The organism is Segetibacter sp., assembly GCF_025963695.1.
Taxonomy (GTDB): Bacteria; Bacteroidota; Bacteroidia; order Chitinophagales; family Chitinophagaceae; genus Segetibacter.
The window spans coordinates 36,316-59,853 of the sequence record NZ_JAOQAH010000090.1; the positions used below are offsets into that span (position 1 = coordinate 36,316).

General features: G+C 39.6%; 17 protein-coding genes. 7 read left to right on the top strand and 10 right to left on the bottom strand.

The features are described from left to right. Nucleotides 1-177: 177 nt before the first annotated feature. Complete coding sequence (locus JWR87_RS15980) at nucleotides 178-2,847, bottom strand: DNA translocase FtsK (RefSeq protein ID WP_297821947.1); 2,670 nt, start codon at nucleotides 2,845-2,847, stop codon at nucleotides 178-180. 242 nt (nucleotides 2,848-3,089) lie between these two features. Between JWR87_RS15980 and JWR87_RS15985 the strand changes: the two genes are divergently transcribed. Next, entirely contained in the window at nucleotides 3,090-3,605 is a 516-nt protein-coding gene (locus JWR87_RS15985) for a DUF4251 domain-containing protein (protein WP_297821949.1), read from the top strand. A gap of 203 nt (nucleotides 3,606-3,808) precedes the next feature. Here the strand turns inward: JWR87_RS15985 and JWR87_RS15990 are convergent, their stop codons facing one another. The 5 genes from JWR87_RS15990 to JWR87_RS16010 form a co-directional block, all read right to left on the bottom strand. Next, complete coding sequence (locus JWR87_RS15990) at nucleotides 3,809-6,319, bottom strand: DNA gyrase/topoisomerase IV subunit A (RefSeq protein WP_297821952.1); 2,511 nt, start codon at nucleotides 6,317-6,319, stop codon at nucleotides 3,809-3,811. Nucleotides 6,320-6,825: 506 nt separating this feature from the next. Then, a complete protein-coding gene (locus tag JWR87_RS15995) occupies nucleotides 6,826-7,221 on the bottom strand; it encodes a VOC family protein (RefSeq protein ID WP_297821954.1) in 396 nt (131 codons plus the stop codon). Next, nucleotides 7,221-8,558 (bottom strand): serine hydrolase, encoded by a 1,338-nt coding sequence (locus tag JWR87_RS16000; RefSeq protein WP_297821956.1) that lies wholly within the window; start codon nucleotides 8,556-8,558, stop codon nucleotides 7,221-7,223. The genes JWR87_RS15995 and JWR87_RS16000 overlap by 1 nt, the downstream gene beginning before the upstream one ends. A gap of 27 nt (nucleotides 8,559-8,585) precedes the next feature. Next, nucleotides 8,586-9,440 (bottom strand): DUF1835 domain-containing protein, encoded by an 855-nt coding sequence (locus JWR87_RS16005; protein WP_297821958.1) that lies wholly within the window; start codon nucleotides 9,438-9,440, stop codon nucleotides 8,586-8,588. A 351-nt stretch (nucleotides 9,441-9,791) separates the two neighbouring features. After that, nucleotides 9,792-11,744 (bottom strand): DNA topoisomerase IV subunit B, encoded by a 1,953-nt coding sequence (locus JWR87_RS16010; protein WP_297821959.1) that lies wholly within the window; start codon nucleotides 11,742-11,744, stop codon nucleotides 9,792-9,794. A 487-nt stretch (nucleotides 11,745-12,231) separates the two neighbouring features. On the opposite strand from JWR87_RS16010, the gene JWR87_RS16015 reads away from it, so the two are divergent. The 4 genes from JWR87_RS16015 (at nucleotide 12,232) to JWR87_RS16030 (ending at nucleotide 16,431) form a co-directional block, all read left to right on the top strand. After that, on the top strand, nucleotides 12,232-13,044 hold the full coding sequence (locus JWR87_RS16015; RefSeq protein WP_297821961.1) for a hypothetical protein: 813 nt from the start codon (nucleotides 12,232-12,234) through the stop codon (nucleotides 13,042-13,044). Between the two features lie 297 nt (nucleotides 13,045-13,341). Beyond that, the gene (locus JWR87_RS16020) at nucleotides 13,342-14,394 is read left to right on the top strand and encodes an oxidoreductase (protein WP_297821963.1); all 1,053 of its coding nucleotides are present in this window, start codon (nucleotides 13,342-13,344) and stop codon (nucleotides 14,392-14,394) included. Nucleotides 14,395-14,649: 255 nt separating this feature from the next. Further along, nucleotides 14,650-16,179, top strand: a complete 1,530-nt coding sequence (locus JWR87_RS16025; RefSeq protein WP_297821965.1) for a serine hydrolase — start codon at nucleotides 14,650-14,652, stop codon at nucleotides 16,177-16,179. A gap of 51 nt (nucleotides 16,180-16,230) precedes the next feature. After that, nucleotides 16,231-16,431, top strand: coding sequence for a hypothetical protein (locus JWR87_RS16030; RefSeq protein ID WP_297821966.1), 201 nt, complete (start codon nucleotides 16,231-16,233; stop codon nucleotides 16,429-16,431). Here JWR87_RS16030 and JWR87_RS16035 read toward each other — a convergent pair whose 3' ends face one another. From JWR87_RS16035 to JWR87_RS16050, 4 genes are all read right to left on the bottom strand, one after another. Next, nucleotides 16,432-17,112: a YggS family pyridoxal phosphate-dependent enzyme gene (locus tag JWR87_RS16035; RefSeq protein WP_297821968.1), complete on the bottom strand. Its 681-nt coding sequence runs from the start codon at nucleotides 17,110-17,112 to the stop codon at nucleotides 16,432-16,434. A gap of 201 nt (nucleotides 17,113-17,313) precedes the next feature. Continuing rightward, nucleotides 17,314-18,999 carry a tetratricopeptide repeat protein gene (locus JWR87_RS16040; protein WP_297821970.1) on the bottom strand — a complete coding sequence of 562 codons (1,686 nt, stop codon included), beginning with the start codon at nucleotides 18,997-18,999 and terminating at the stop codon, nucleotides 17,314-17,316. 39 nt (nucleotides 19,000-19,038) lie between these two features. Further along, nucleotides 19,039-19,938: a substrate-binding domain-containing protein gene (locus JWR87_RS16045; protein WP_297821972.1), complete on the bottom strand. Its 900-nt coding sequence runs from the start codon at nucleotides 19,936-19,938 to the stop codon at nucleotides 19,039-19,041. Between the two features lies 1 nt (nucleotide 19,939). Continuing rightward, nucleotides 19,940-20,173 (bottom strand): hypothetical protein, encoded by a 234-nt coding sequence (locus JWR87_RS16050; RefSeq protein WP_297821974.1) that lies wholly within the window; start codon nucleotides 20,171-20,173, stop codon nucleotides 19,940-19,942. Between the two features lie 391 nt (nucleotides 20,174-20,564). Here JWR87_RS16050 and JWR87_RS16055 point away from each other — a divergent pair, with 391 nt between their 5' ends. Both JWR87_RS16055 and JWR87_RS16060 read left to right on the top strand, forming a co-directional pair. After that, entirely contained in the window at nucleotides 20,565-21,017 is a 453-nt protein-coding gene (locus tag JWR87_RS16055; RefSeq protein ID WP_366090838.1) for a (2Fe-2S)-binding protein, read from the top strand. 2 nt (nucleotides 21,018-21,019) lie between these two features. Continuing rightward, the gene (locus JWR87_RS16060; RefSeq protein WP_297821978.1) at nucleotides 21,020-23,236 is read left to right on the top strand and encodes a xanthine dehydrogenase family protein molybdopterin-binding subunit; all 2,217 of its coding nucleotides are present in this window, start codon (nucleotides 21,020-21,022) and stop codon (nucleotides 23,234-23,236) included. Nucleotides 23,237-23,538: the final 302 nt, after the last annotated feature.

The window sequence follows — 23,538 nt, forward strand, 5'->3', positions numbered from 1 at the left end:
GCAAGAATAAGATGATTGAAGCTGGAAAATTGTTGAAATAAAAAAGTACGATGCAATATGGTTTGCTGATGAAGTGATTGCGACGCAACAATGAGGCATTGAAAAACAAAAGCCGGTAATTAAAAACTACCGGCTTTATTTTAGAAAATGGAATGAATGATTACTTAAACCAATAGGCTAACTTAAAAACCCTTCCAGGATTTCCTCCAGTTCCATTTCATTTTTTACCTGCACTTCACGGGCCTTGCTTCCCTGGTTTGGACCAACAATGCCAGCCGCTTCCAACTGGTCCATTAAGCGCCCGGCGCGATTGTAACCCAGTTTCATCCGGCGTTGAATAAGAGATGTACTTCCAATCTGGCTACTTACTATAAGACGGGCAGCATCTTCAAATAATGGATCGCGGCTGCCGCTGTCGAAGTCTTTACTCTCAAGCTCTTTTTCATCAACATACTCGGGCAATAAAAAGGCCTGCGGATAGCCCCGTTGATCACCGATATAGTCTGTAATACTGTCAACTTCAGGGGTATCAACAAAAGCACATTGCAAACGGGTTATCTCCCCGTTAAAGCTGATTAGCATATCACCTTTACCAATTAACTGCTCGGCACCACCGGCATCTAAAATTGTCCGACTATCAATTTTGCTGGAAACTTTGAAGGCAATTCGGGCAGGGAAGTTTGCCTTAATAGTACCTGTTATAATATTTACCGACGGACGTTGTGTAGCAATGATGAGGTGAATACCAACAGCACGAGCCAACTGAGCAAGCCGGGCAATAGGCATCTCAACTTCTTTACCGGCTGTCATTATTAAATCAGCAAATTCGTCCACGACAAGGACAATAAATGGTAAGAACTGATGCCCTTTTTCCGGATTTAATCGACGGGCGACAAACTTATCATTGTACTCTTTTATGTTACGGCAACCGGCTTCCTTTAACAGGTCGTAGCGATTATCCATTTCGATACAAAGCGCGTTTAAAGTATGTACTACTTTTTTGGTATCGGTGATAATGCTGTCTTCTTCGCCCGGCAACCTTGCCAAAAAGTGTTTTTCGATCGATTTGTAAATGCTCAACTCAACCTTCTTGGGATCCACCAAAACAAACTTCAACTGGGACGGATGTTTTTTATACAACAGCGAAACCAATATAGCGTTCAAACCAACAGACTTACCCTGTCCTGTAGCACCTGCCATTAATAAGTGAGGCATGGTAGCAAGGTCTACGATGAAGTTTTCATTATCGATTTTCTTACCAATTGCAATTGGCAATGAATAGTTGTTATGCTGAAACTTTTCGGACGATAGTAAAGTTTTCATGCTTACAACCCGCTTTGTCACATTCGGCACTTCAATACCGATGGTACCTTTGCCGGGAATAGGGGCGATGATGCGGATACCCAAAGCTGCAAGGCTCAAAGCAATATCATCTTCCAGGTTTTTGATACGACTGATACGAACACCTGGCGCAGGAACGATTTCATACAGCGTAACCGTGGGGCCAACCGTAGCAGCAATACGCTGAATAGCGATATCGTAGTTCTTTAAGGTGGCGATGATTTGGTTTTTGTTGTTTTCGAGCTCAATCGGATCATGCACAATCTTCTCACTGCCATGGGTCTCCAATAACTCAAGGGGCGGGTACTTATAGTCCCGCAAGTCAAGCATGGGATCGTAAGGAGACAACTTAAGGTCTCTCTTCACAGGCTGAACTTCTTCGACTATGTCATCTTCAAAAACAGGAACAGATTTTATCTCCATTTCCATGTCAAACTCATCAGGTTCTAAAGTTTTGAACGGGTGCTTTTTAACAACCTCATCCACCGGTATTTCTATTATAGGTTCAACTTCTTCATCTGGTTGAACTTCTTTTATTTCTAACTTAAACAAGTCGTTCACTTCAGCAAATTTCGCCTCCGGTTCTTTTTCCGATTCCTCCTCTTCCAACTCGTCCTCTTCCTTTTCAACCAGCCTCAGGTCATGGAGCGGATATTCAGACATAATATCTTCTTCCGGCATTAACACGACAACTCCCTTGCCTTCCTTTTTAAGTTTATTACTTGTGACAGCTACCTCTTTTTCAATGTATAGCCTTGCTTCATTATTATTGTCATCACCCTTATATTGTTTTAATATAAAAGACTCATCATTTGCAACCTCCGGTGTCCCAGGCTCAGACACAGCACTTACGCCTGCACCACCAGCAAACATGGGCAACTTTTTCTCAGGCCATTTAAACGTTGGATTAAAGCGCCAGACAAAATAACTAAAGCCGGCAACAAGCAGCAACAGACCTGTACCTACTACTCCAATCCATTTAATGAGCCAATCGGTGATCAACTCTCCATACGCACCGCCATAGCTGAACTGACTGCTTCTAAAAAGAAAGGCAAGAGTAACACTTATGATTATTAAACCCGTAAAAACGTACCTCACATTCCGCTTAAGTGAAAACACTTTGCGGCCAAATAGAAGATTAATTCCGAGAACAAAAAAGAAGCTGCAAAAAAGAAACGATGCAACGCCAAAACCTTTATAAATAAAAGAATGGGCTACGTAAGCCCCCAGCACTCCAAGCAAATTATTTACATGTACATCCTCTGCACTAAAAATTTTAACTCCGCCAAATTTAAAAATAAGGGACTGGTCATCCTGCCACGTGAAGGCATAAGATGCTAAGGCCACAAATAAAAATAGCGCAACCAAAAGACTAATTGTACCTGCAATTTTGTACGTACGTTCATCTTTCACAATTTCTTTTACCGTCACATCTTCCTGCTTGTCGGGCGACAATATAGCAGGGTTAGGAGGTGGCGGACTCTTCTTCTTTATACGATTAGCCATGTGTTTACTATACTTAGTAAATATAAACGAAATTAGAGGTTTTGGTAGTGTTCAAAGCCGTTGCAGCACCTGTAACAACACTCTCGCCTCGCATTGTGAATAAAAAACAAAAAGGGCAAATGTTACTCACACCATGCCCTCATTGAAACACCAATTACTTTAACTTATTGCTCTCTTAAAACGCCGCTTTGTATCACCAACTGGTATGTGCTTTGAAAGATTAAGCAAAACAATAATAAAAGATGAAGTACAATAAATATCTAAATAAATTTTTTCTACTATTCGTCGCTTCCCTTTTGTGTGTTCATCTGACACATGCCCAGAAATCTAAACAAGACAGAAAGGAAGAGAAGATGGCAATAATAGAAAGCCTGGTACAATCAAAGAATTTTGTGTTTGTTGCGCAGAACGCTTTGCCATCCACTGGACGTAATATTAACCTTACTACCACCTATGCAGTACGGCTGTCGAGCGATACAGTTGTTTCTGACCTGCCTTATTTTGGTCGCGCTTTTGTTGCTCCAATGAACCCCTCTGAAGGAGGCATTCACTTTACATCAACTAAATTTACCTATACCACTAAGGAAAAGAAAAAAGGCGGATGGGAAATAACCATATTGCCAACGGATACCAGAGACGTCAGGCAAATGTTTTTGACAGTATCACAGCAAGGATACGCAACTCTACAAGTATTAAGTAATAACAGGCAGAGCATTAGTTTTAACGGGTACATAACTTCCAGAAGCAAGGCCAGATAGCTTAATGCGATCGGTGCTTGCTTTACATACATTTTAGTTGACCGGCATTTGTTCTTTATAGTTCTTTTGTTGCGACGCTCCGTTCTGCCGCAAAATTTCAATGGGACTTTCATGGGGCTATCCAGTTCAACCGGGATAATAAAGTCAAAACGAAGCGTCGCAACAAAAGCCTCATCTATCAACTGCTGCCGATAACAAAAGCATTAAAATAACTTCGTTTGCATATCTCCTTCCCCGGCCTTAGTATCCCATTCCATTTCTACATCTTTTGAAAAATTAACAAGTTTATTGCCAATGGCCTTCCAACCCATTACCTCTAAAAATCCGGCAATTTGTATTTTCTGAGTCGAAGCTTGCGGACCTACCCCATTGTGCAGCAACAATACTGGTTCTTCATCTGAGGTAACAGCTTCAAGCCGATTTCCTTTACCTTCTTTAATAAACAAAAATTTCGATCGCAACGAGGTGGTTTCAATTTTAAACCTCTTGATGTTGTATTGACCTTTTTCAGCATCCAGGTAAACCGCAGTTATTGCCTTTTCGGGATTGAATTTCTCAATCAGTAAAATTTTCTCTGGCTCGAACCTTTGAGTAAGTTCTGTATCCGTAATCTCGTAATTTCCATCATCATATATTACTAATAACTTCTCTTCCTCAAATGTTCCCAGGTATTCACCCTTCTCTTCATTATTCAAACGGCCAAACTTACTGTCAAACCAAAGCTTTCTCCCTGTCAAAGTACTTCTTCCAGCTTCCTTAAACTTAACCGTTTTTATGGGATGTTTGGTAACCTGGTTGCCCATGCTGCTGCGGCCTTTAATATCAAGTTCCTCGAAAGAAAAATCGAACTCTTTTTTCTTTGCAGCACTATTTGGACTTAAAATAATTTTTACTGTTTCGGCCTCACCATTATGGTTAGCAGTAAAATAATGGACCCTGCTTTTTTCAGCGCCTTTTGTTAAGTCATATTCTTTATCGCGGGTAATACCGGTTACATTGAAACGCTTGGCGAAACTTACCCCGCTTCCTGCATCAAAATAAATAACGTTGTAGGTAGTACGCTCGTCATTTTTTTGAAATACTGCCGCATGAATAATGTCTTTACCAATAAACACCTTGTCCGAAACCCTTACCACCTTCATTTTACCAGCTTTGGTAAAAACAATGATGTCGTCTAACTCGCTACACTCTGCTATCAACTCATCTTTCTTTAGTCCCAGGCCTACAAATCCTTCAGCCCTGTTCATGTACACTTTTGTGTTTGCGATAGCTACAGAACGTGCCGTAATCACATCAAACTGTTTAATCTCCGTTTTTCGTTCCCTGCCTTTTCCATATTTCTTTAATAACCCTTCGTAGTAAGAGACGGCATAATCAGTAAGATGCTCCAGGTTGTATTGCACCTGCTCAATCTCACCCTCTATACCTTTTATCTGTGCGTTCAGTTCATCTATATCTAACCTGTAAATGCGGCGTACCGGTTTTTCTGTCAATTTCAGTACATCTTCACGTGTTACATTTCTTCGCAGTTTTATAGCATAAGGAACAAATGCTTTTTCAATTGCAGTTAATACTTTCTCCCACGTCTCATGCTTTTTTTCTAATTCCTTATAAATTTTTTCTTCGAAGAATATTTTTTCAAGTGAAGTATAATGCCATTTCTCCTGCAACTCACCCAGCTTTATCTGAAGCTCTTTTTGAAGCAAGATTTTTGTATTGTCGGCCGAAATTTTCAGCAGATCCTGAACATTTAAAAACTGTGGCTTCTGCTTAACTATTACACATGCGTTAGGGGAAATACTCACTTCACAATCGGTAAAAGCATACAATGCATCAATCGTAATATCGGGTGAAATACCGGCAGCAAGGTCAATAATAATTTCTACAGCTGCTGCAGTAGCATCTGTCACTTTTCTAATCTTGATTTTACCTGCTTCATTAGCTTTTACAATACTATCGCACAAAGTAGAAACAGTAACTCCATAAGGGACATCACGAATAATCAGTGTTTTTTTATCCAGTTCGTCAATTTTGGCCCTAACCCTTACTTTTCCTCCACGCTTACCTTCATTATAGTTAAACACATCTATCATCCCTCCTGTTTGAAAATCAGGATAGATGGTAAAGGTTTTTCCCCTTAAATATTTTATTGATGCATCAATCAGCTCGCAAAAATTATGAGGCAAAATTTTAGTAGATAGGCCCACTGCAATACCATCTGCGCCTTGTGCCAGCAACATAGGAAACTTCATTGGTAACGTTACCGGCTCATTTTTTCTTCCATCGTAGCTTAGCTGCCATTCGGTGGTTTTATTGTTGAAAGCCACATCTAAAGCAAATTTGCTGAGCCTTGCTTCTATATATCGCGGCGCTGCCGCCGAGTCTCCGGTTCTAACATCACCCCAGTTACCCTGTGTTTCTATCAACAATTCCTTTTGCCCCATGTTTACAAGTGCATCACCTATAGATGCATCACCATGAGGATGATACTGCATGCTCTGTCCAATAATGTTAGCTACTTTATTAAATCGCCCATCATCCATTTCCTTCATTGCATGTAGAATGCGTCGTTGTACCGGCTTAAAACCATCTTCAATAGCCGGCACAGCTCTCTCAAGAATTACATAAGATGCGTAGTCGAGGAACCAGTTTTTATACTGTCCCGTTACACCACTTTCGTTGTTAGTTAATTCGTTTGCTGTTTCTGTAGTCATTTATATTTATAGTCGAATTATTTATTCTGAAGCCAACAGTTGTATTTTATTCAGCCCTGGTTGTGTCACTCACTTGTACTTTCTATGTTTATGGAACAGTTCCGGTAAATAACTACTCAAATCTTTCAATTCTCCCATGTAGTTGAACTACCCATCTAAACCCGACGATATAGATTCAGGAAGGTTAATATAACGAGGAACTTCAGTAGTTATAACATCCCAAACAATATCATGGCTAATTCCAAAAATAGTGATGGATCAAACGATTTCTAAAATCGGTCAACGTTCTCCATTCAATCGGCTTACATGATAGCTTAAAATCTTCGCTACTGTAATCAGACGCTTCACCACATACTTAAAAATTTCCAACCCAACTATCACTACCAAAAAGTGCCAAACTCTTTATGCCATAGCTTGTGTGAATGCGGTTTTATCTCCTTCAAAAGATTTACAACTTCTTGTTTTTTCTTTTTAAAAATACAGTCTGTCGGTTTAGTTGCCGCTAACTAAAGTTGTTCTACTTCATACAATTCCAACGGCTGGCTATTAGGATCGTAGAAAAAGGTAAACTTTTTACCGGTTATTTCATCAATTCTCACATCCTGCACTTCTACATTTTTGCTTCGCAAAAATACTATCCATTGCGCTACATCGTCTACCGCAAAAGCCAGGTGTCTCAATCCCTTTGATTCAGGAAAGCTGTTTCTTTCTTTGTAGTCAGGAAACGAAAAAAGTTCTATGCAATAAATGCTATTAATGGCAAGGTCAAGTTTGTAGCTGTCGCGTTCCTCGCGATACGTTTCATTGAGAACATTGAAACCAAGAATTTCAGTGTAAAACTTTTTGCTTTCTTCGTAACGGTCGGTTAGAATAGCTATATGATGGATGCCCGTAATCTGCATTATTTCACTTTTTTTCCCGGAATATCTTGTCCATTCTGATGCAGTATTAAACTTTCTACTTCTCCTTTTCCATTTTTCACAAACTCAACCCGTGCGTCTACCACTTTATAAAAAAATTCATTTTCCGTTTTAGCAAATAAATCAAACTGTGATTGTCCTGTTGCCTGGGCTTTCAATCTACCGCCTACCTGTACAATAGTTATCTTAAAAGTCGGTGCTAGTTCGTATTCTCCAACAAACTTGTTTAAAGTAAGGGTATCTACCATCACCTCTTTTGGTTCCTCCGCAAGTTTATAGGGCTGATTGTATAAAACAGCTAAAAGGTCGCGCTCGGTGGTGGATAAGTGGTATGGCTTATTAGAAAGTATTACTACGCTTACTTTGTCTTCGGGCACGTAAGCGAGATCAGAAACAAATCCATAAATACCGCCGCCATGGCTAATCAGTCTTTTTCCGTAAAGGCTGTCCGCCATGAACCCAAAACCATATTTCTGTTTATAAGGCTTATAAGCTTTTTCCAAGTTCACAAGGGGAAGTAGTTTACCTGAGTTTAATGCTATATTCCAATTATACAAATCGCGCACGGTTGAGTAAATAGCGCCGGCAGAAAAAGCTACTGTGGAATCTACAATAGGCGCCGGAGTTTTTACTTGTTCACTTAACGCCAGATAGCCGACGGATTTAACAGGTGAGGCCAGATGTGTGAAGTCAAAACCAGAGTGTGACATTCCAGCAGGTTCAAATAAATATTTTCTAACAACACTTTCGTATGGTTGACCAGTTACTTTTTCTATCAGGTATCCCAAAATGAGATAGCCGGAATTGCTATAATTAAATTTCGACCCTGGTTCAAAACTTAGCGGTTTGTCTTTAATCATACTCCAAAAAGAAGTCTGCCCTAAACTTTCCGTTGCATGATTTTGCATAAAATCGACGTTCTGGGTATAATTATAAATGCCGGAAACATGGTTCAATAAGTTTTCGATTGTTATTCTATTCGCATACTGGTATTGAGGAAAGAACTTGCTTAATGTATCCTTTAAAGAAAGTTTTCCCTCCAACTCGAGCTGCTGAATAATGGTAGCAGTAAATTGTTTTGTAACGGAGCCAATCTGAAAGACAGAATTTTCATCATGAGTAATTCCAGCCTGGGCGTTTCTGAGACCATATCCTTTTTCAAGTAATATATTACCATCTTTTGCTACTAAAACAGCTCCGTTAAACCCAGCATATTTTGTTAGTGCCTGCATGTATGAGTCAAGCTTTTCTTGTATAGCCTGACCGAAAGCATTGTTCAAAAAGAAGACTGTGATAACAATTAAGAATACCTTTTTCATAATCCCTATGTTTAGTTTCAATCCCTGTTATAAAATTGCTACCTCTTTTGATTCCGGTACCTGACTAACATCCACTCCAGGCATCCTCACTTCAAACTCTTTCATATTTTGCATATTCCCCTGCATTTCAATTTTGCCATCCTCTACTAGTTGCTTCAGCCGCCACAACAAATAAACATCTCCTGTGGTCTCTTTTACTTTGGTGTAGTATTGTTGAAAGAGCTTGGACACCTTTGTCCAATTTTTCGTAATAAAAGTCATTAGCACATTGTCGTAGTAGTCATATTCTTTTTGAACCAGCTTCTTTCCACCTTCCAATAGCCTGACACCTTTATTTTCCCTGCCTAGTTTTGCCCATTCGTCCGGGTCAATTTCAAACTCACTTAAGGTAATTGGTCTCGCTAGTTTTTTAGCTTTTACAAACTCCTTTGGCTGAATTTGAAACAGACTGGTTGGATAAAAAATATTCCCTTTCTCATTAATGAAAGGAAGGTTGTTAAGATATAAAATAAATACCCTTCCCTGGTAATCTTTTAACTGGCTCATTAACCAATAATAGCCACAAACGTCGTGTTTGTTTTGTGCAGCCCAAATCCAAACAACCTCTTGGGGGTTTTCTTTTAGTTTAGATTTCAGTTCGGCTACTTCTTTCTCATCATCCACATGACCATCCTCAACCTCGGCGTGGTAATGTCCGTCTTTCAAAATTTCCCTCCACCACTGACGGCGGTTTTCAGCTCCTTCCTTACTAAAAATATCGGTTATCGGCCCTACCGCAAATTCGTCTTGTATAGATATGATTTCTCCAAATAGGGAGGCATCTAATTCAAAGCTTTTTCTTAATGCTTCAATATTTGCCTCCTCAAAAACAATGTGTATCATACGACAACGGTATAGGTGTTATTTAAAACTTTCAATAAAAATTATTCAAAATTTAGCCGGGCTTTTTTGTTCAGCATCGAATAAAAAGTAAAAGTGTGCGACGCAAGTAAAGTAAATTATTAGTACAAATGCACGCTCATAATTATTCTCTCAATAATCTAATTCTTTCTATGGCGCGTCGTAAGATTAAATCAGGGTCATGAGAGGCAAGCTTCCTGATGTTATGAAATTTACAGGTTGCCAAAATGATAGCATTTGTTTGCAAGGAGATTCTATTTCGATATAAAAAAAGGAACTTGTTGCTTCCTTAAACTCAATTTATCCAAATCTCTCAATTATCTTCTCTACTTTCTACGCTGCTACTTCCTCTGATATATGCTCTGCTACCGCTTCAACTTTCGCCTCTTCAATATCCTGCTCTATATCTTCGGTCAAGTCTAATTCAATCTTAAGGTTGCCAATTATAAATTCCTGCCGCTGCATTGTGTTCTTGCCCATATAATACTCCAGCAATTGTTGAATGTGGGTTTCAGGTAATAACATAACAGGTTGCAGCTTTATATCGTCCCCTATAAATCGTGCAAACTCTTCGGGGCTTATCTCACCTAAACCTTTAAATCTTGTTATCTCAGGCTTTTCACCCAATTTTTTTATTGCCTGCTGCTTTTCTGTTTCGTTGTAGCAGTAAATCGTTTGCTTCTTGTTTCGAACCCGAAACAGGGGTGTTTCTAAAATATGGAGGTGTCCATTTTTTACAAGGTCAGGAAAGAACTGCAAAAAGAATGTAAGCATCAACAGGCGTATGTGCATGCCGTCGACGTCTGCATCAGTAGCCAGTACGATATTGTTATACCTCAATCCTTCAAGCCCGTCTTCAATGTTTAGCGCATGTTGCAACAAGTTGAATTCTTCATTTTCATACACCACTTTTTTCGTAAGACCGTAACAGTTCAGGGGCTTGCCGCGTAAACTAAAGACAGCCTGGGTATCTACCCTCCTGCTTTTTGTAATAGAGCCACTTGCGCTATCTCCCTCAGTAATAAATACGGTTGTTTGATTGCGCTTTTCTATGATCTCATCTTTATTTCTGCCCTCAGCTTCATCGTTGTAATGAAACTTGCAATCGCGCAATTTCTTATTGTGCAGGTTAGCCTTCTTAGCGCGCTCATTGGCCAGTTTCTTTATGCCTGCCAGTTCTTTACGTTCCCTTTCATTTTGCTCTATGCGCTTCCTTAAAGCATCGGCAGTCTGATTATTCTTATGCAGGTAGTTATCCAACTCTTTACCAAGAAAATCGATCATGAAATTCCTCATTGTTGGTCCGCCCTCATACACCGTTAGCGATCCGAGCTTGGTCTTAGTCTGGCTCTCAAAAACCGGCTCCTGCACACGAATGGAAATAGCGGCGCAAATGCTTCCCCGTATGTCCGCAGCTTCATAATCTTTCTTATAAAAATCACGAATAACCTTTACAAACGCCTCTCTAAATGCCTGCTGATGCGTTCCGCCCTGCGTGGTATATTGCCCGTTAACAAACGAATACAAGTCTTCTCCATAATCATTGTTATGTGTTATTGCTATTTCAACATCTTCGCCCTTTAAATGCATAATCGGGTAACGGATTTCATCTGCGTTGGTACGGCGCTGCAGCAAATCGAGTAAACCATTTTTACTCACATACTTTTTACCGTTATAGTTAATTACAAGCCCTGCATTCAGGTAGCAATAGTTCCATAACTGGTTTTCGATATAATCATTTATGTAGTGATAGTTTTTAAAAATCGTCTCGTCGGGAGTAAATGTTACCAGCGTTCCGTTAGGCTCCGTTGTTTCTTTTTCCTTTGATTCTTTTAGCAAAACTCCATTCTGAAATTCAGCAGTTTTCTGTCGTCCTTCACGAAAAGCCGTTACTTTAAAATAAGCACTCAATGCATTTACGGCCTTTGTACCAACCCCGTTTAAGCCCACACTTTTCTGAAAAGCCTTACTATCGTATTTAGCGCCCGTATTAATTTTACTAACTACATCTACCACCTTACCTAAAGGAATTCCACGACCAAAGTCTCGTACGGTCACTGATTTTTCAGCAATTGCCAACTCCACATTTTTACCGTAGCCCATTGTATGTTCATCAATACAATTATCTATTACCTCCTTTATCATTACATAAATGCCGTCGTCGGGGCTACTACCGTCGCCCAATTTACCAATGTACATTCCGGGGCGCAGGCGAATATGTTCGCGCCAATCCAGGCTCCGTATGCTGTCTTCATTATAATCTCCCTGTTGTGTTTTGTCTGCCATTTTCTTTTGAAGTCAATATTTTAAAAATCCAACTATTTATACTCCCGCGAATTAAAAAAGTGCGTTTTGGTAGCCGCCATTATTTCTTTAATCAACATCGTTGTGTCACTCACTTGTACTTTTTGTTTTTATCCCGGCTCCCACTGGCACGGTTATATCCTAACCGCTCTTGTTACTACTTCCAAAACAGCTCCTCAATTTTATATTTCGCACCTGAACAACGTGCAAATATAAATTTTAACGAAGGGCGTAAAATTTTTGTTTCCTAACAATTGACAATTTCTTCTGCAAAAATATAGAGAGTTATATTGCAAAGAGCAAAGGGAGTCATCTACCGTTTATTACTATCGCATGTGGTTTATCTTTTCTGTTAGCCAAAATTTCATCGGTTTTAAATTTAATATCATATTAATTTAAATAAACAGATATTTACGTAAGTGCTAATTGTTCCGTTAAAAACACAACCTAAACTACACCTAACAAGATTATGAAAACGAATACGATATTCGATTACACTGTCTTTAAATCCCACGTTTTATCCCTCATTCCTCCACAACCTATACAATATGCAGTCTCAAAAGAGCAACAGCTAAAAGAAATTGCTTCTTTAAAAGAAACAATAGGTAGTCGACGATTCTTTTTTGTAACAAATCTTGAAAACTATGAAATAGAGCAACCGCATGGAATTGAAAGATGGCTTAGCTATAGCGAAAGAGATTTCTCAATGAGAAAATATCTTGATATTCTTCACCCCGGCAGAAAGAAAGCAGTTTTAATGATTGCATTACACCTATACAATAACCTTTGTATTGGCAAGTATGCTCTCAATTTTATGGTGCAGCGCTACAGCAGTTTAATAGCCTTAAAGCATTATAAAGGACATTACGTTTTAGCAAATAAAATTTCCTCTATTTTTCAGCACGATTTAAATAACCGGCTTACTGCCTGCCTACATGAATTTACTATTATTAATGACGAATATAATGGTGAGCCTCTTGGACCAAAATTTTTCACTTCAACTGGCGAGGACGATGAGAGAGGTGCAGAAATCTTACAGACGGCGGTAGAGCACTTTTTAAAAATGAAAGTCTTTTCGCCTAAAGAGTTACAGGTAGCACGAAAAATTGCTTACGAACCGGGCATTAAGCAAAAGCGATTAGCAGACTTACTTGAAATACCAGTAGACGATCTTCACCAGTACTATAATCGTTTTTTGAAAAAAGCCAGGGAATTTTTCCATCACGAATTCGCAAATACTGTTGATGCTGCCTTGTATCTAAAAAAAGAAGGATTACTATAGCTTTTTTACGCTTGTCACCCGCGGGTGACAAGTTGTTCTTTTGATAATGCCGAATTTCATCATCAAATCAGGAAGAGCAGTATTTGAAACGATAAAAATGAAATTTATTAAATAAGCTATTAAACTTTGGGGGGTATTTTATGGGGTCTGTCAGTAAAATGACGGGCCTCTTTTTATTTTATCGAATTCGCCCCTGTAAATCTAAATATTCAAAACTATCATCGTGGTAAAATATCTTGTCTTAATAAAGGATTGTAAGAAAACATCGACCAAACTAACTTTACATAAATTGCTTCTATGCGAATCGGCACTATTCTTTGCTTTTTATCCATTTTTCTTAATACTACACTAAATGCTCAGAAAAAGTTAGAAGTACGGTTATTATCCAGCGGCACTAATACAAGTTTACGTGGTATGAGTATTCCGTCGGAACAGGTGATTTGGGTTAGTGGCAGTAACGGCACAATTGGAAAGTCTGTTGACGGTGGAACTAGCTGGAAATGGATTATTGTGCCCGGATTTGAAAAAAAGGACTTTAGAGACATCGAAGCTTTTGACAGCAGTACTGCCATCGCAATGGCAGTAGATAACCCGGCTTATATGGTGAAAACAATTGATGGAGGCGTTACCTGGAAAAAGGTATTTGAACGGGCTATGGAAGGCATGTTTCTGGATGCCATGGACTTTAGAAATGAAAAGGAAGGAATCTGCATAGGTGATCCGGTGGATGTTAATGGGATGAACCGGAGACTTTTTTATATCATAAGAACTTTTGACGGAGGCGAAACCTGGAAAGAAGCACCCATGTACCACATGCCTGCTGCGCAAATTGGAGAAGCTATCTTCTCTGCAAGTGGCACTAATATATCCTTTTTAACCAACCCTGATTTTGAGTATGCTTTTGTTACCGGCGGTACAGCATCGAACTTATATATGGTAGGGCGGCAGGGCAAAAAAAGTAAAGTTGTAGCTACGCCGCTGCTGCAAGGAAAGGAAACTACAGGTACATTTTCAATGGCTACCGATAAACAAAAAACCATCTATTGTATTGGCGGAGACTACAAAGTACCGGGTGGCTACTTTGACAACTACTCTTACACGACCGATGCAGGAAACAAATGGGTATCTCCTTCGATTAGCCCTCCTTTTGGTTATAGGAGCTGCATTCGCATTATAAAAGATAAAACACTTGTTGCGTGTGGACCAACAGGAGTGGACTTTGCAGCAAACGGGCAAAAAGAATGGAGGAAAGCCAGCCTTGAAAGTTTTAATGTTTGTATGGTTAGCAAAGGAAAACAAGTTTTTCTTGCAGGTGAAAAAGGTAAGATTGGAAGGTTAAGCTATCAATAACCATTTCTTTATTTTGCCTTGGCGCAGGGGTAGTGAAGCCGTACTAGTAATCCTTAAAAAACGTTCTCCGTTCCTTTTTCTTTAGTTTGGACAAAGTAGTGTGTGTAGCTGTTGCTAATAAAGCGCCAAACGTACAAGAGTGCGACGCAAGAGAAGCAGACTAGTGTCTCACTGCTGGCTACCAAAACCTTTTACATTATCGCAACAACATATTTCGGTACGGTTTTTTGTATTTTCAGGGCTTAAATTAACCTGATGGGAAAACGTTTTATTGTTACTTGCTTGATATTGTTTTGTATAGTAAGTGCAGATGCACAAAAACAAACTCCTTCATTTATTTCTGATAGCCTGGACGCTTATATTACCGAGGGACTGAAAGACTGGAACATTCCCGGATTATCTATTGCTATTGTGAAAAATGGCAAAACTGTGGTGATGAAAGGGTTTGGCGTTCGTGATGTAGAAACCAAAGAGCCGGTGGATGAAAACACGCTGTTTATGATTGCAAGCAACAGCAAATTATTTACGGGAACGGCGATTTCGCAATTGGCATATAATAAGAAGCTTTCGATAGATGATAAGGTAAGCAAATACATAAAAGGGTACAGTTTGTATGATAAGAATGCATCGGATATGGTCACTATTCGTGATCTTCTTAGTCACCGGATTGGTACGAAAACTTTCCAGGGAGATTTTGTTTTTTGGAACAGTAACCTGGCCAGGCAGCAAATTATAAATAAGATGAAGCTGCTGAAACCGAACGGCATTTTCAGACAAAATTATGGTTACTGCAATAGCTGTTTTGTTACAGCAGGAGAAGTAATACCGGTGGTTAGCGGAAAACCGTGGGAAGTTTACATTTATGACAGTTTAATAATGCCTTTGGGTATGACAAATACTCATACTCTTGGTAACGGAATAGGCCAGCGTCCTAACTCGTCCCGACCATATACTACCAGCTTCACCGGGAAATTAACGAGGCTACCTTACGACAACGTTGATAACCTTGGACCAGCCGGAAGCATTGTAAGCAACGTAAAAGATTTAAGCCGGTGGCTTCTGATGCAACTGGATAGTGGCAGGTATGAGGGAAGAAGGATTTTGCAGTGGCATGTTTTAAGAAGTACCCGTGAAATAAATACAGTAACACGAAGTTTACCTTCGGCTGTTTATCCTATCCATTTCCAGGGCTATGGACTCGGTGTTTTTATGGCTGATTATAACGGCAAGCAAATTTACTTTCATACCGGCGGTGCCGATGGTTTTGTAACTAATACTTGTTTTGTACCTGAAGAAAACCTGGGTATTACCATTCTTACAAACAACGATAATCAAAATTTCTTTGAAGCCCTGAGGTACCAAATTTTGGATGCTTACTTAGGAGTAGCTTATGTAAACAGAAGCAAAGCTGCATTAAGCTCTTTTACAGAAGAACTGAATGATGCAGTAAAAACGACAGAGGCATTAAAGGCGAGAGTAAAGGGAAAAAGGCCTCCCTTGCAATTAAGTGCTTATGAAGGGACCTTTGAAAATGAAATATATGGACCAGTGACTATAGAAAAAGACAAACAAGAAAAAGGACTTGTTATCAATTTCAAGGGTCACAATAACCTGCGTGCGACAATGGAGTACATGGATAATGATGAATGGATGCTGACATATAACAACCTGGCATTTGGAATTTTTGGCGTCAAATTTAAGACAGCGGATAAAAAAATAGCATCGATAGAATTAAGAGTAAACGAGTTTATCGATTACGACAGTTACAACTTTATCAAGAAGTAGCTGCTGTTATAGTAGCAGAAATACATCTATTTTTGTATTCAAACAACTAATATGAAAACGTTTCTTTCTGCAGCTTTTATATCGTGCGCCACTGTTGTTTTTTCTCAAGCAGTTCCAGCTCAACAACCGGTAGAGGAGCAATATCGAACAAACCATTTGTGGTGGGTTGTTGGAGTTTTGCTAGCAATAGGTGCTGGAGTTGCGGTGTATTTTCTTATTAAGAAAGATCCGCGGCGAGATGTAGTTAGGTAACTATTTGGAGGGGCGGGCTCCAAACAACAGACTTCCTATTCTTACCATGTTGCTGCCCTCTTGTATGGCCATTTCATAATCTCCACTCATACCCATAGAGAGCGTTGACAGTTGACAGTTGACTGATGAAAGAAGCTTGTATTTATCAAAAAGCATTTTCAAATATTGCATTTCCCCCCTCACCTTTTGCAGATCGTCGCTAAAGCTTGCCATACCCATTAACCCTTCTACAAAAATGTTTGCGAACCTGGGTGGAGAATCTTTGAGAGCGTGCATAATTTCTTTCAACTCATCTTCATTTAAGCCAAACTTTGTTTCTTCCTGAGCAATATGAATTTGTAACAGACACCGTATGGTCCTACCCACCTTCTTGGCTTGTTTATCAATCTCACTTAGCAGTTTAATGCTGTCAACTCCTTGAATTAAGTGTACAAAAGGTGCTATGTATTTCACTTTATTGCTCTGTAAGTGACCAATAAAGTGCCATCGAATTTCTTCTGGTAAAAGCAGTTGTTTCTCAACCAATTCCTGCACGTAGTTTTCACCAAAATCCCGCTGACCCAAATCATACAGCTTCTTTATATCGGCAACCGATTGGATTTTGCTAACTGCTACCAGTTGAACATTTTTAGTTGCAAGTTCAGATACTATCTCCTTATACTTTGGCTCGTTGGCGGGCATTAAACTATTTATTTAAGAGGTAAAATTAAATTAAGTATCACACAATAAGTTTATTATAGAATAGCGAGAAATAAGGAAGGCTAACGACATCTTGAAATTCGAAGCATATTAGATATGCACTTTGTCATCCCGTAAATTTTGGTAAAAAAAAAGCTCCCCATTTATTGTAGGGAGCTTTCTAAAAATTATTGTTATAACCAATTATGCCCTTTTCTTCACGGGAGTAGTCGATTTTTTAGGCGCTGGCGCCGGCTGTTTTTGAGGTCCTGCCATTGCCCTTTTTATTTGCGCTGCCGTAGCCGTTGCATACTGGTTTGTTGGGTCTACAGCTAGTATACCTTCCAAATCCTTTAATGCAGCAGGATAGTCTTTTTGAACATTTGCATGCACATAAACGAGGTAACCATAGTTGGAGATAATAGTATTTTTATACTTCTCCTTATCGGTTTTTTCCATGTATTGGATATACTGCATTACTGCTGGAACGGCACTACCTTTAGTAGTATCTACGTCTGCTGCTATAGCGGCTTTTGCACGTCCGGAGTAGCCCTGAGGTTGATCAGGGAATTTCTGAATATATAAAGAACCAACACTGTCAGCAGCGGCATAATTACCTGCTTTTAGGGCTGCATCGGAAAAGAAATATAAATCTCTTGCACTCAATTCAGGTTTCGCTGCAGCAAGCTTCCGATACCAGTTTAACTGTTCAACATAATTTCCTGCTTTTCCAAGTGATTCTGCAATGGTATTAATGTAAGCTATTCTGTTTGCAGGAACTGTGTCAGCATTCATAGCTTTTTCGAGATATGCAGTTGCAGCAGCAGATTGGTCGGGGAACTTTAATAACAACTTACCGGCAAATTCGTATATAGATGGCTTTACTTTATCAGCAGGCATTGTATTAAGATAAGACTCAATATTTGCTCTCGCTTGTAAACTGTCTCCCAACCTTTCATAATTAAAAGCATTAATTACCTTTAATCCAGGATAATTTTTACAAGCACCCGCTTCCATAGCTTTAGCTTTATCTAAAGACTCCTGGTATTTACCCGCACGAAAAAGATAATCGGCATAAGCAGCATCTGTACTGCAATCTTTATCTGAGTTAGCAATGTATTTTTCAAGATATTCTTTCGCCTTGTTTACATCCCGGTTTGCATAATAGTCATACAGCTCAAGATATACGGGAGCAAAAGCTGGATCTGCAGTTGCAGCAGTATTATAATAATCTAAAAATTTTTCACTATTTCCCTGGCTTTGAAAAATCTTTCCCAACCTGTAGCTAGCCCTTGCATTTTTAGGGTCAACTCTCAAAGCATTACCAAAAGCCTCGTAAGCATTACCACCCTGGTCAGGTCCAAGTTTTAGATAATTTATTCCAAGGTTTGTATAAATATCGGCGTTGTTAGGATCTAAGGCAGCAGCTCTTTTAAGTACATCAATAGCATACGCAGGATCACCCGCGTTAGCAGGACCGTCTGCATTAGCACGTCCAATAGCATTTAAAATAGTTGGATTTTCTTTTTTCTTTGCAATGCTTGCTGTAATAGCTGCATCGAACCTTTGACGTGCCGCATCTTTTTTACCTTCCAGCACCTCTACATGTCCCATTCCAACCCATACTAACGGGTCATTTACCCCGCTATTAAGCGCATTCTGATAAACCTGTTTAGCACTGCCGATACTATCCATGTTTAGATATGTTTGGCCCAGCCAGTATATTGCTTCTGCGTTTTTAGGATTAGTGGCTATTAATTTATCTAAAGTTTGTTTAGCCGAGGTTGTACGTCCATAGTATAAACTCTTTCTTGCGTCATCAACAGTTTGTGCCAGTAATAATTTACCTGATAACAAAACTGCTAATAACAAGGTCGTAAGTTTCTTCATGTTTCTTTGTTTTTTGGTGTTGTTTATTATTTACTTTTTTTAGATTATTCTTCTCCGCGCAAAATTTATTCTGGTGGGCACCAGCAGAGCTCGTCTAAAAATTAATTGCCCCCTTTCTGTACTGAGAAAATCGACGAATCTTGAGCCGAGACCGGGGTAATTTTCCTTGAGCACATAGTACAATCCTCGTACCAAAGGGTATTGGTTAAATGTTATAGTTTGTTGCGATGGCCGTGCGAAAGTACCCTCCTCACAGTTTTTACACTCAATTAAAGCCATTTTTAGTTTACCGATTGCTTCTTCCTGCTGCTTACTCTGGGGATTAGTTATCCAGCTAATACCTACGAAACCAATAGCTGACGGGGTAGTTGAGATATAATCAATCAGATCCTCGCTATTTTTCGCCCCTGTAATATTTTTTCCAAAAGCAGCACCAGCCAAAAGAGAGTCTTTTAAATATCTTACCGTGCTGGTTGCAGTGTTCCCATCGATAGCAACTTTTAACTTAGTATTTCCTTTTCCACCCAACAAGTCTTTCAACTCATTCATCGTAAAAGAACTATCGGCACTTTGTGCGTTTACCACTACAGCAACAGCATCTTTTGCCAACTGTCCAAATTCTGGTTTAAACCCAACCTTAGCTTTATAGAACTTGGTCTCCTCCCTGTTCAGCTCCCTAGAAATAATGACAATTTTAGTACTATCCTTTTCAAGGTCTCTTAAACATTCCGCCTCCGGCTTGTATTCTATTACAACTTTAGTATCAGGATATGCCGATCTAAAAACTTTTACCTCTTCTTCAATAACTGGTTGAAAGCTTTCATCAACACTTATTCTTAAGGTAGAATTATTTTTATTTTGCTCTCGACTATCATTTTCAGGTTGACTGTTGCATGCTGCAAGCAATAACGCTACGAATAAAAACCTCCAATGCTTCATATTAATAATAGTCTTTCTTAACGCCACGATAAATTCTCCAGGCACCATACAAGGCACAAATCCCTCCGAACATGTACCTGAAAGTGAGATCAAAATTCTCCATTTCAAAGCCAAATTTTTCAGCAAAGAACAAGAAAGTAGCGGCTGCAAGATATAGAATACCCATTGTATAATCAAGCACTGAACGCATTACTGAATAGCTCTTAACTCTCTTCTCTCTTAATTGATTTTCCATGTCACCTTGTTTTAAATGCCTCGCAATATTAATATTTTTAACTTGAAATTTTTCCGATACATCATTCACGCCACCAGCCATATCAGAAGCTCATGCAGAGTTACCAGACCGGTGTTGTTTTAACATAATTCCTTTTTTCATTATAAAATACCTGTAATTTTCGCCCACTCATTTCTTCCCGGTTTTGTTCAATTACCGCGCCATTTTATGCTAATAACTATCCAACAAACGGGTGTTAACCGGTAGTAAAGATGACAGATGCAATTCTGTTGTAAATCCATAATTATTTCAAAAAAGTCTCGTGCTATTCGTACAAATAATATTTGTCACTTCAACTAAATTCTATTTTCATTACTTTTATATATAATTCATAATTAATAAAATCATGGCCATATTTAAGCTTCATATCAACGGCACGGAGCACCAGGTAGACGTTGCAGAAGACACTCCTTTGTTATGGGTACTAAGAGACCACCTGGGACTGGTAGGTACTAAGTATGGATGCGGAATAGCACAATGTGGTGCCTGCACGGTACATTTTAATGGTGTAGCTACCAGGTCTTGTGTGTTACCTGTATCATCTGTAGGGTCCACAAAGGTTACCACAATAGAAGGGTTGTCACCATCAGGAGATCATCCATTACAGTCAGCATGGAACGAAGTGGATGTTCCCCAGTGTGGCTATTGCCAGGCGGGACAAATTATGACTGCCGCTGCACTCTTAAAACAGACACCGCACCCAACAACGGAAGAAATAGAAGGAGCTATGAATGGCAATATATGCCGTTGTGGAGCTTACCACCGCATTCGTGAAGCAGTTAAATTAGCAAGTACAAAAATTTAATTATGTCAACTATAAATAAAAATAGCCGGCGGGAATTTTTAAAATTAACAGGACTTACCGGTGGCGGCTTAATGCTCGGATTTAGCTGGTTTAGTGCACAAGCTGAAACTCCCGTAATGGTGAATGAAGCAGGCCTGGCAGCAGGCAACGTGGGATTCAACAGCTATCTTTCCATAGCGACGGACGGCACTATTACCATCCTTTCCCCCAATCCTGAATTGGGACAGAATATTATGACTTCCTTTCCAATGATTGTAGCGGAAGAGCTGGATGCAGATTGGACTAAGGTAAAAGTATTGCAAGCTCCGTTAGACACCAAGAATTTTGATCGACAGGTGACAGGAGGAAGCGGTGCAGTGCCACACTCGTGGAAGTTGCTGAGGAATGCCGGCGCTACTGCAAGAAACATGCTTATGCAGGCAGCAGCTGCGAAATGGAGTGTACCTATAGAAGAATGTACGGCTATAAACGGATTTGTAATACATTCTAAAACTGGAAACAAGTTAGGCTATGGAGAACTTGCAGAAGATGCTTCAAAGCTTCCTGTACCAAAAGAAGTTACATTAAAAGACAGGAAAGATTTTAAACTAATCGGTAAGGAAATAAAAAATGTTGCAAATAAGGATATTGTAACCGGCAAGGGAATGTTTGGTTTAGATTTTCATCGTGAGGGCATGCTCTTCGCAATGCTTCAACGTCCACCAGCGTTCGGAACCAAGATTAAGTCGGTAGATGATGCTGCTGCGAAGGCGATGCCGGGAATAGTAAATGTGGTTACATTTAAAAACAATGTGGCTGTGGTTGGTAAATCAACCTGGGAAGTAATGAAGGCAAGAAAAGTGTTGAAAATAGAATATGAGAAAGATGGCAATATTGAGAGTACCGTTGATCATGATAAGTTGTTTAAATCACTATTAGACACCGGAAAGGTAACTGTACGTAGAACAGATGGTGACACTGATACGGCTTTTAAAAATGCAGCAAAAGTTATTAGGAGCGAGTATCAATGCCCATTTTTGTCGCACACTCCAATGGAACCCATGAACTTTTTTGCCGACGTTCGGGCTGATGGAGTGGAACTTGTTGGTCCTACACAAACGCCGGGCAGTGCGCGCCAGGCCACATCAAAATTATTAGGTATACCTGAAGATAAAATTACTGTAAACATAACCCGCCTGGGTGGAGGTTTTGGAAGACGGCTAAAAACTGACTTTGCTACCGAGGCAGCCGAATTATCCAGTCTAATAAAAGCTCCCGTAAAAGTAATATGGACACGGGAAGACGATATGATGGGTGGCAGTTACCGACCAGCAGTTCGATATCGTTTTGAAGCTGCGTTAGACGCTGCAGGAAATCTGACAGGATACAAACTGAGAGGTGTTGGCATTAACTCAGGTAACCCTACAAGAGAGGACAACTTTCCCTCAGGAGCAGTTGACAATTTACTGATAGATACAGTTGAGCACGTTTCGCCAATTACAACCGGCGCATGGCGGGCACCAATCACTAACTTCTTAGCATTTGCAGAACAAGCTTTTATCGACGAGGTAGCTCATGCTGCCGGTAAAGACCCTGTAAAATTCAGACTGGACCTTTTGCAAAAAGCAAAAGAAAAACCAGTTGGTGCTGTAAAATATGATATTGACAGAATGATTGGAGTGACAAAATTGGTGGCCGAAAAAGCAGGATGGGGAACAAAAAAAGGAGTGTCACAAGGATTTAGTGTTTACTTCTCTCATCGCTCTTATGTTGCACAGGTTGGTGAAGTAGTTATGAAAGCAGGTAAACCTGTAGTTAAGAAAATTTACGCTGCTTCAGACTGCGGTGAGGTGGTTAACCTTAGTGGTGCCCGCCAACAGGTAATGGGAGGCATAGTAGATGGAATGGGACATGCGATGTATAGTAAGCTTTCATTTAAAGAAGGTGCGGTAGTGCAAAAGAATTTTGACACTTACAAGCTGATAAGAATGAAGGAAATTCCTGAAGTCGAAGTGCATTTTGTTGACAACGGCATAGAGCCTACCGGGTTAGGCGAACCAGCACTTCCTCCAACGGGTGGAGCAATAGCGAATGCTATTTTTGCTGCAACCGGTAAACGAGTAAAAAATCAGCCATTTACTGAAGAAGATGTTTTTAAAACAACTGTAAGCCCTGGCATTAAAACAAAAACAAATACCAAACTTCCTAAAAGTAGTTTCCAAAAAACAAAAAAGGCCTAAGGATTTCTTTGAAGCTTTTACGAAGCAAAACATTAATAAAATAAAAAACCGGGACAATATTTTTTGTCCCGGTTTTTTATTTTATACGGATCGCCCCTTGCCCTATTATCTGAAGGCTTCGTAAACCCAGCCTCGCCTGTGCAGAATTTTTCAGCAAGAAGGTTCGCGGAAAATATAATGGGAATAAGCATGAATGACGATTGCAGTTTTATCAGTACAAGTGTGCGACGCAACGATGACCATAAAAATACTAAAGCTGGTAACATAAAAATCTCAATGAAACATTGGCGTAGAAAGCGACC

Excerpts from the sequence above, each read along its gene's own strand:
- JWR87_RS16040 (WP_297821970.1), bottom strand. The coding sequence starts at position 18,999 with ATGAAGAAACTTACGACCTTGTTATTAGCAGTTTTGTTATCAGGTAAA.
- JWR87_RS16020 (WP_297821963.1), top strand. The coding sequence starts at position 13,342 with ATGCGAATCGGCACTATTCTTTGCTTTTTATCCATTTTTCTTAATACT.
- JWR87_RS16005 (WP_297821958.1), bottom strand. The coding sequence starts at position 9,440 with ATGATACACATTGTTTTTGAGGAGGCAAATATTGAAGCATTAAGAAAA.
- JWR87_RS15995 (WP_297821954.1), bottom strand. The coding sequence starts at position 7,221 with ATGCAGATTACGGGCATCCATCATATAGCTATTCTAACCGACCGTTAC.
- JWR87_RS16060 (WP_297821978.1), top strand. The coding sequence starts at position 21,020 with ATGTCAACTATAAATAAAAATAGCCGGCGGGAATTTTTAAAATTAACA.
- JWR87_RS16000 (WP_297821956.1), bottom strand. The coding sequence starts at position 8,558 with ATGAAAAAGGTATTCTTAATTGTTATCACAGTCTTCTTTTTGAACAAT.
- JWR87_RS16030 (WP_297821966.1), top strand. The coding sequence starts at position 16,231 with ATGAAAACGTTTCTTTCTGCAGCTTTTATATCGTGCGCCACTGTTGTT.
- JWR87_RS15990 (WP_297821952.1), bottom strand. The coding sequence starts at position 6,319 with ATGACTACAGAAACAGCAAACGAATTAACTAACAACGAAAGTGGTGTA.
- JWR87_RS16015 (WP_297821961.1), top strand. The coding sequence starts at position 12,232 with ATGAAAACGAATACGATATTCGATTACACTGTCTTTAAATCCCACGTT.
- JWR87_RS15980 (WP_297821947.1), bottom strand. The coding sequence starts at position 2,847 with ATGGCTAATCGTATAAAGAAGAAGAGTCCGCCACCTCCTAACCCTGCT.
- JWR87_RS16050 (WP_297821974.1), bottom strand. The coding sequence starts at position 20,173 with ATGGAAAATCAATTAAGAGAGAAGAGAGTTAAGAGCTATTCAGTAATG.
- JWR87_RS16010 (WP_297821959.1), bottom strand. The coding sequence starts at position 11,744 with ATGGCAGACAAAACACAACAGGGAGATTATAATGAAGACAGCATACGG.
- JWR87_RS16035 (WP_297821968.1), bottom strand. The coding sequence starts at position 17,112 with ATGCCCGCCAACGAGCCAAAGTATAAGGAGATAGTATCTGAACTTGCA.
- JWR87_RS16025 (WP_297821965.1), top strand. The coding sequence starts at position 14,650 with ATGGGAAAACGTTTTATTGTTACTTGCTTGATATTGTTTTGTATAGTA.
- JWR87_RS16045 (WP_297821972.1), bottom strand. The coding sequence starts at position 19,938 with ATGAAGCATTGGAGGTTTTTATTCGTAGCGTTATTGCTTGCAGCATGC.
- JWR87_RS15985 (WP_297821949.1), top strand. The coding sequence starts at position 3,090 with ATGAAGTACAATAAATATCTAAATAAATTTTTTCTACTATTCGTCGCT.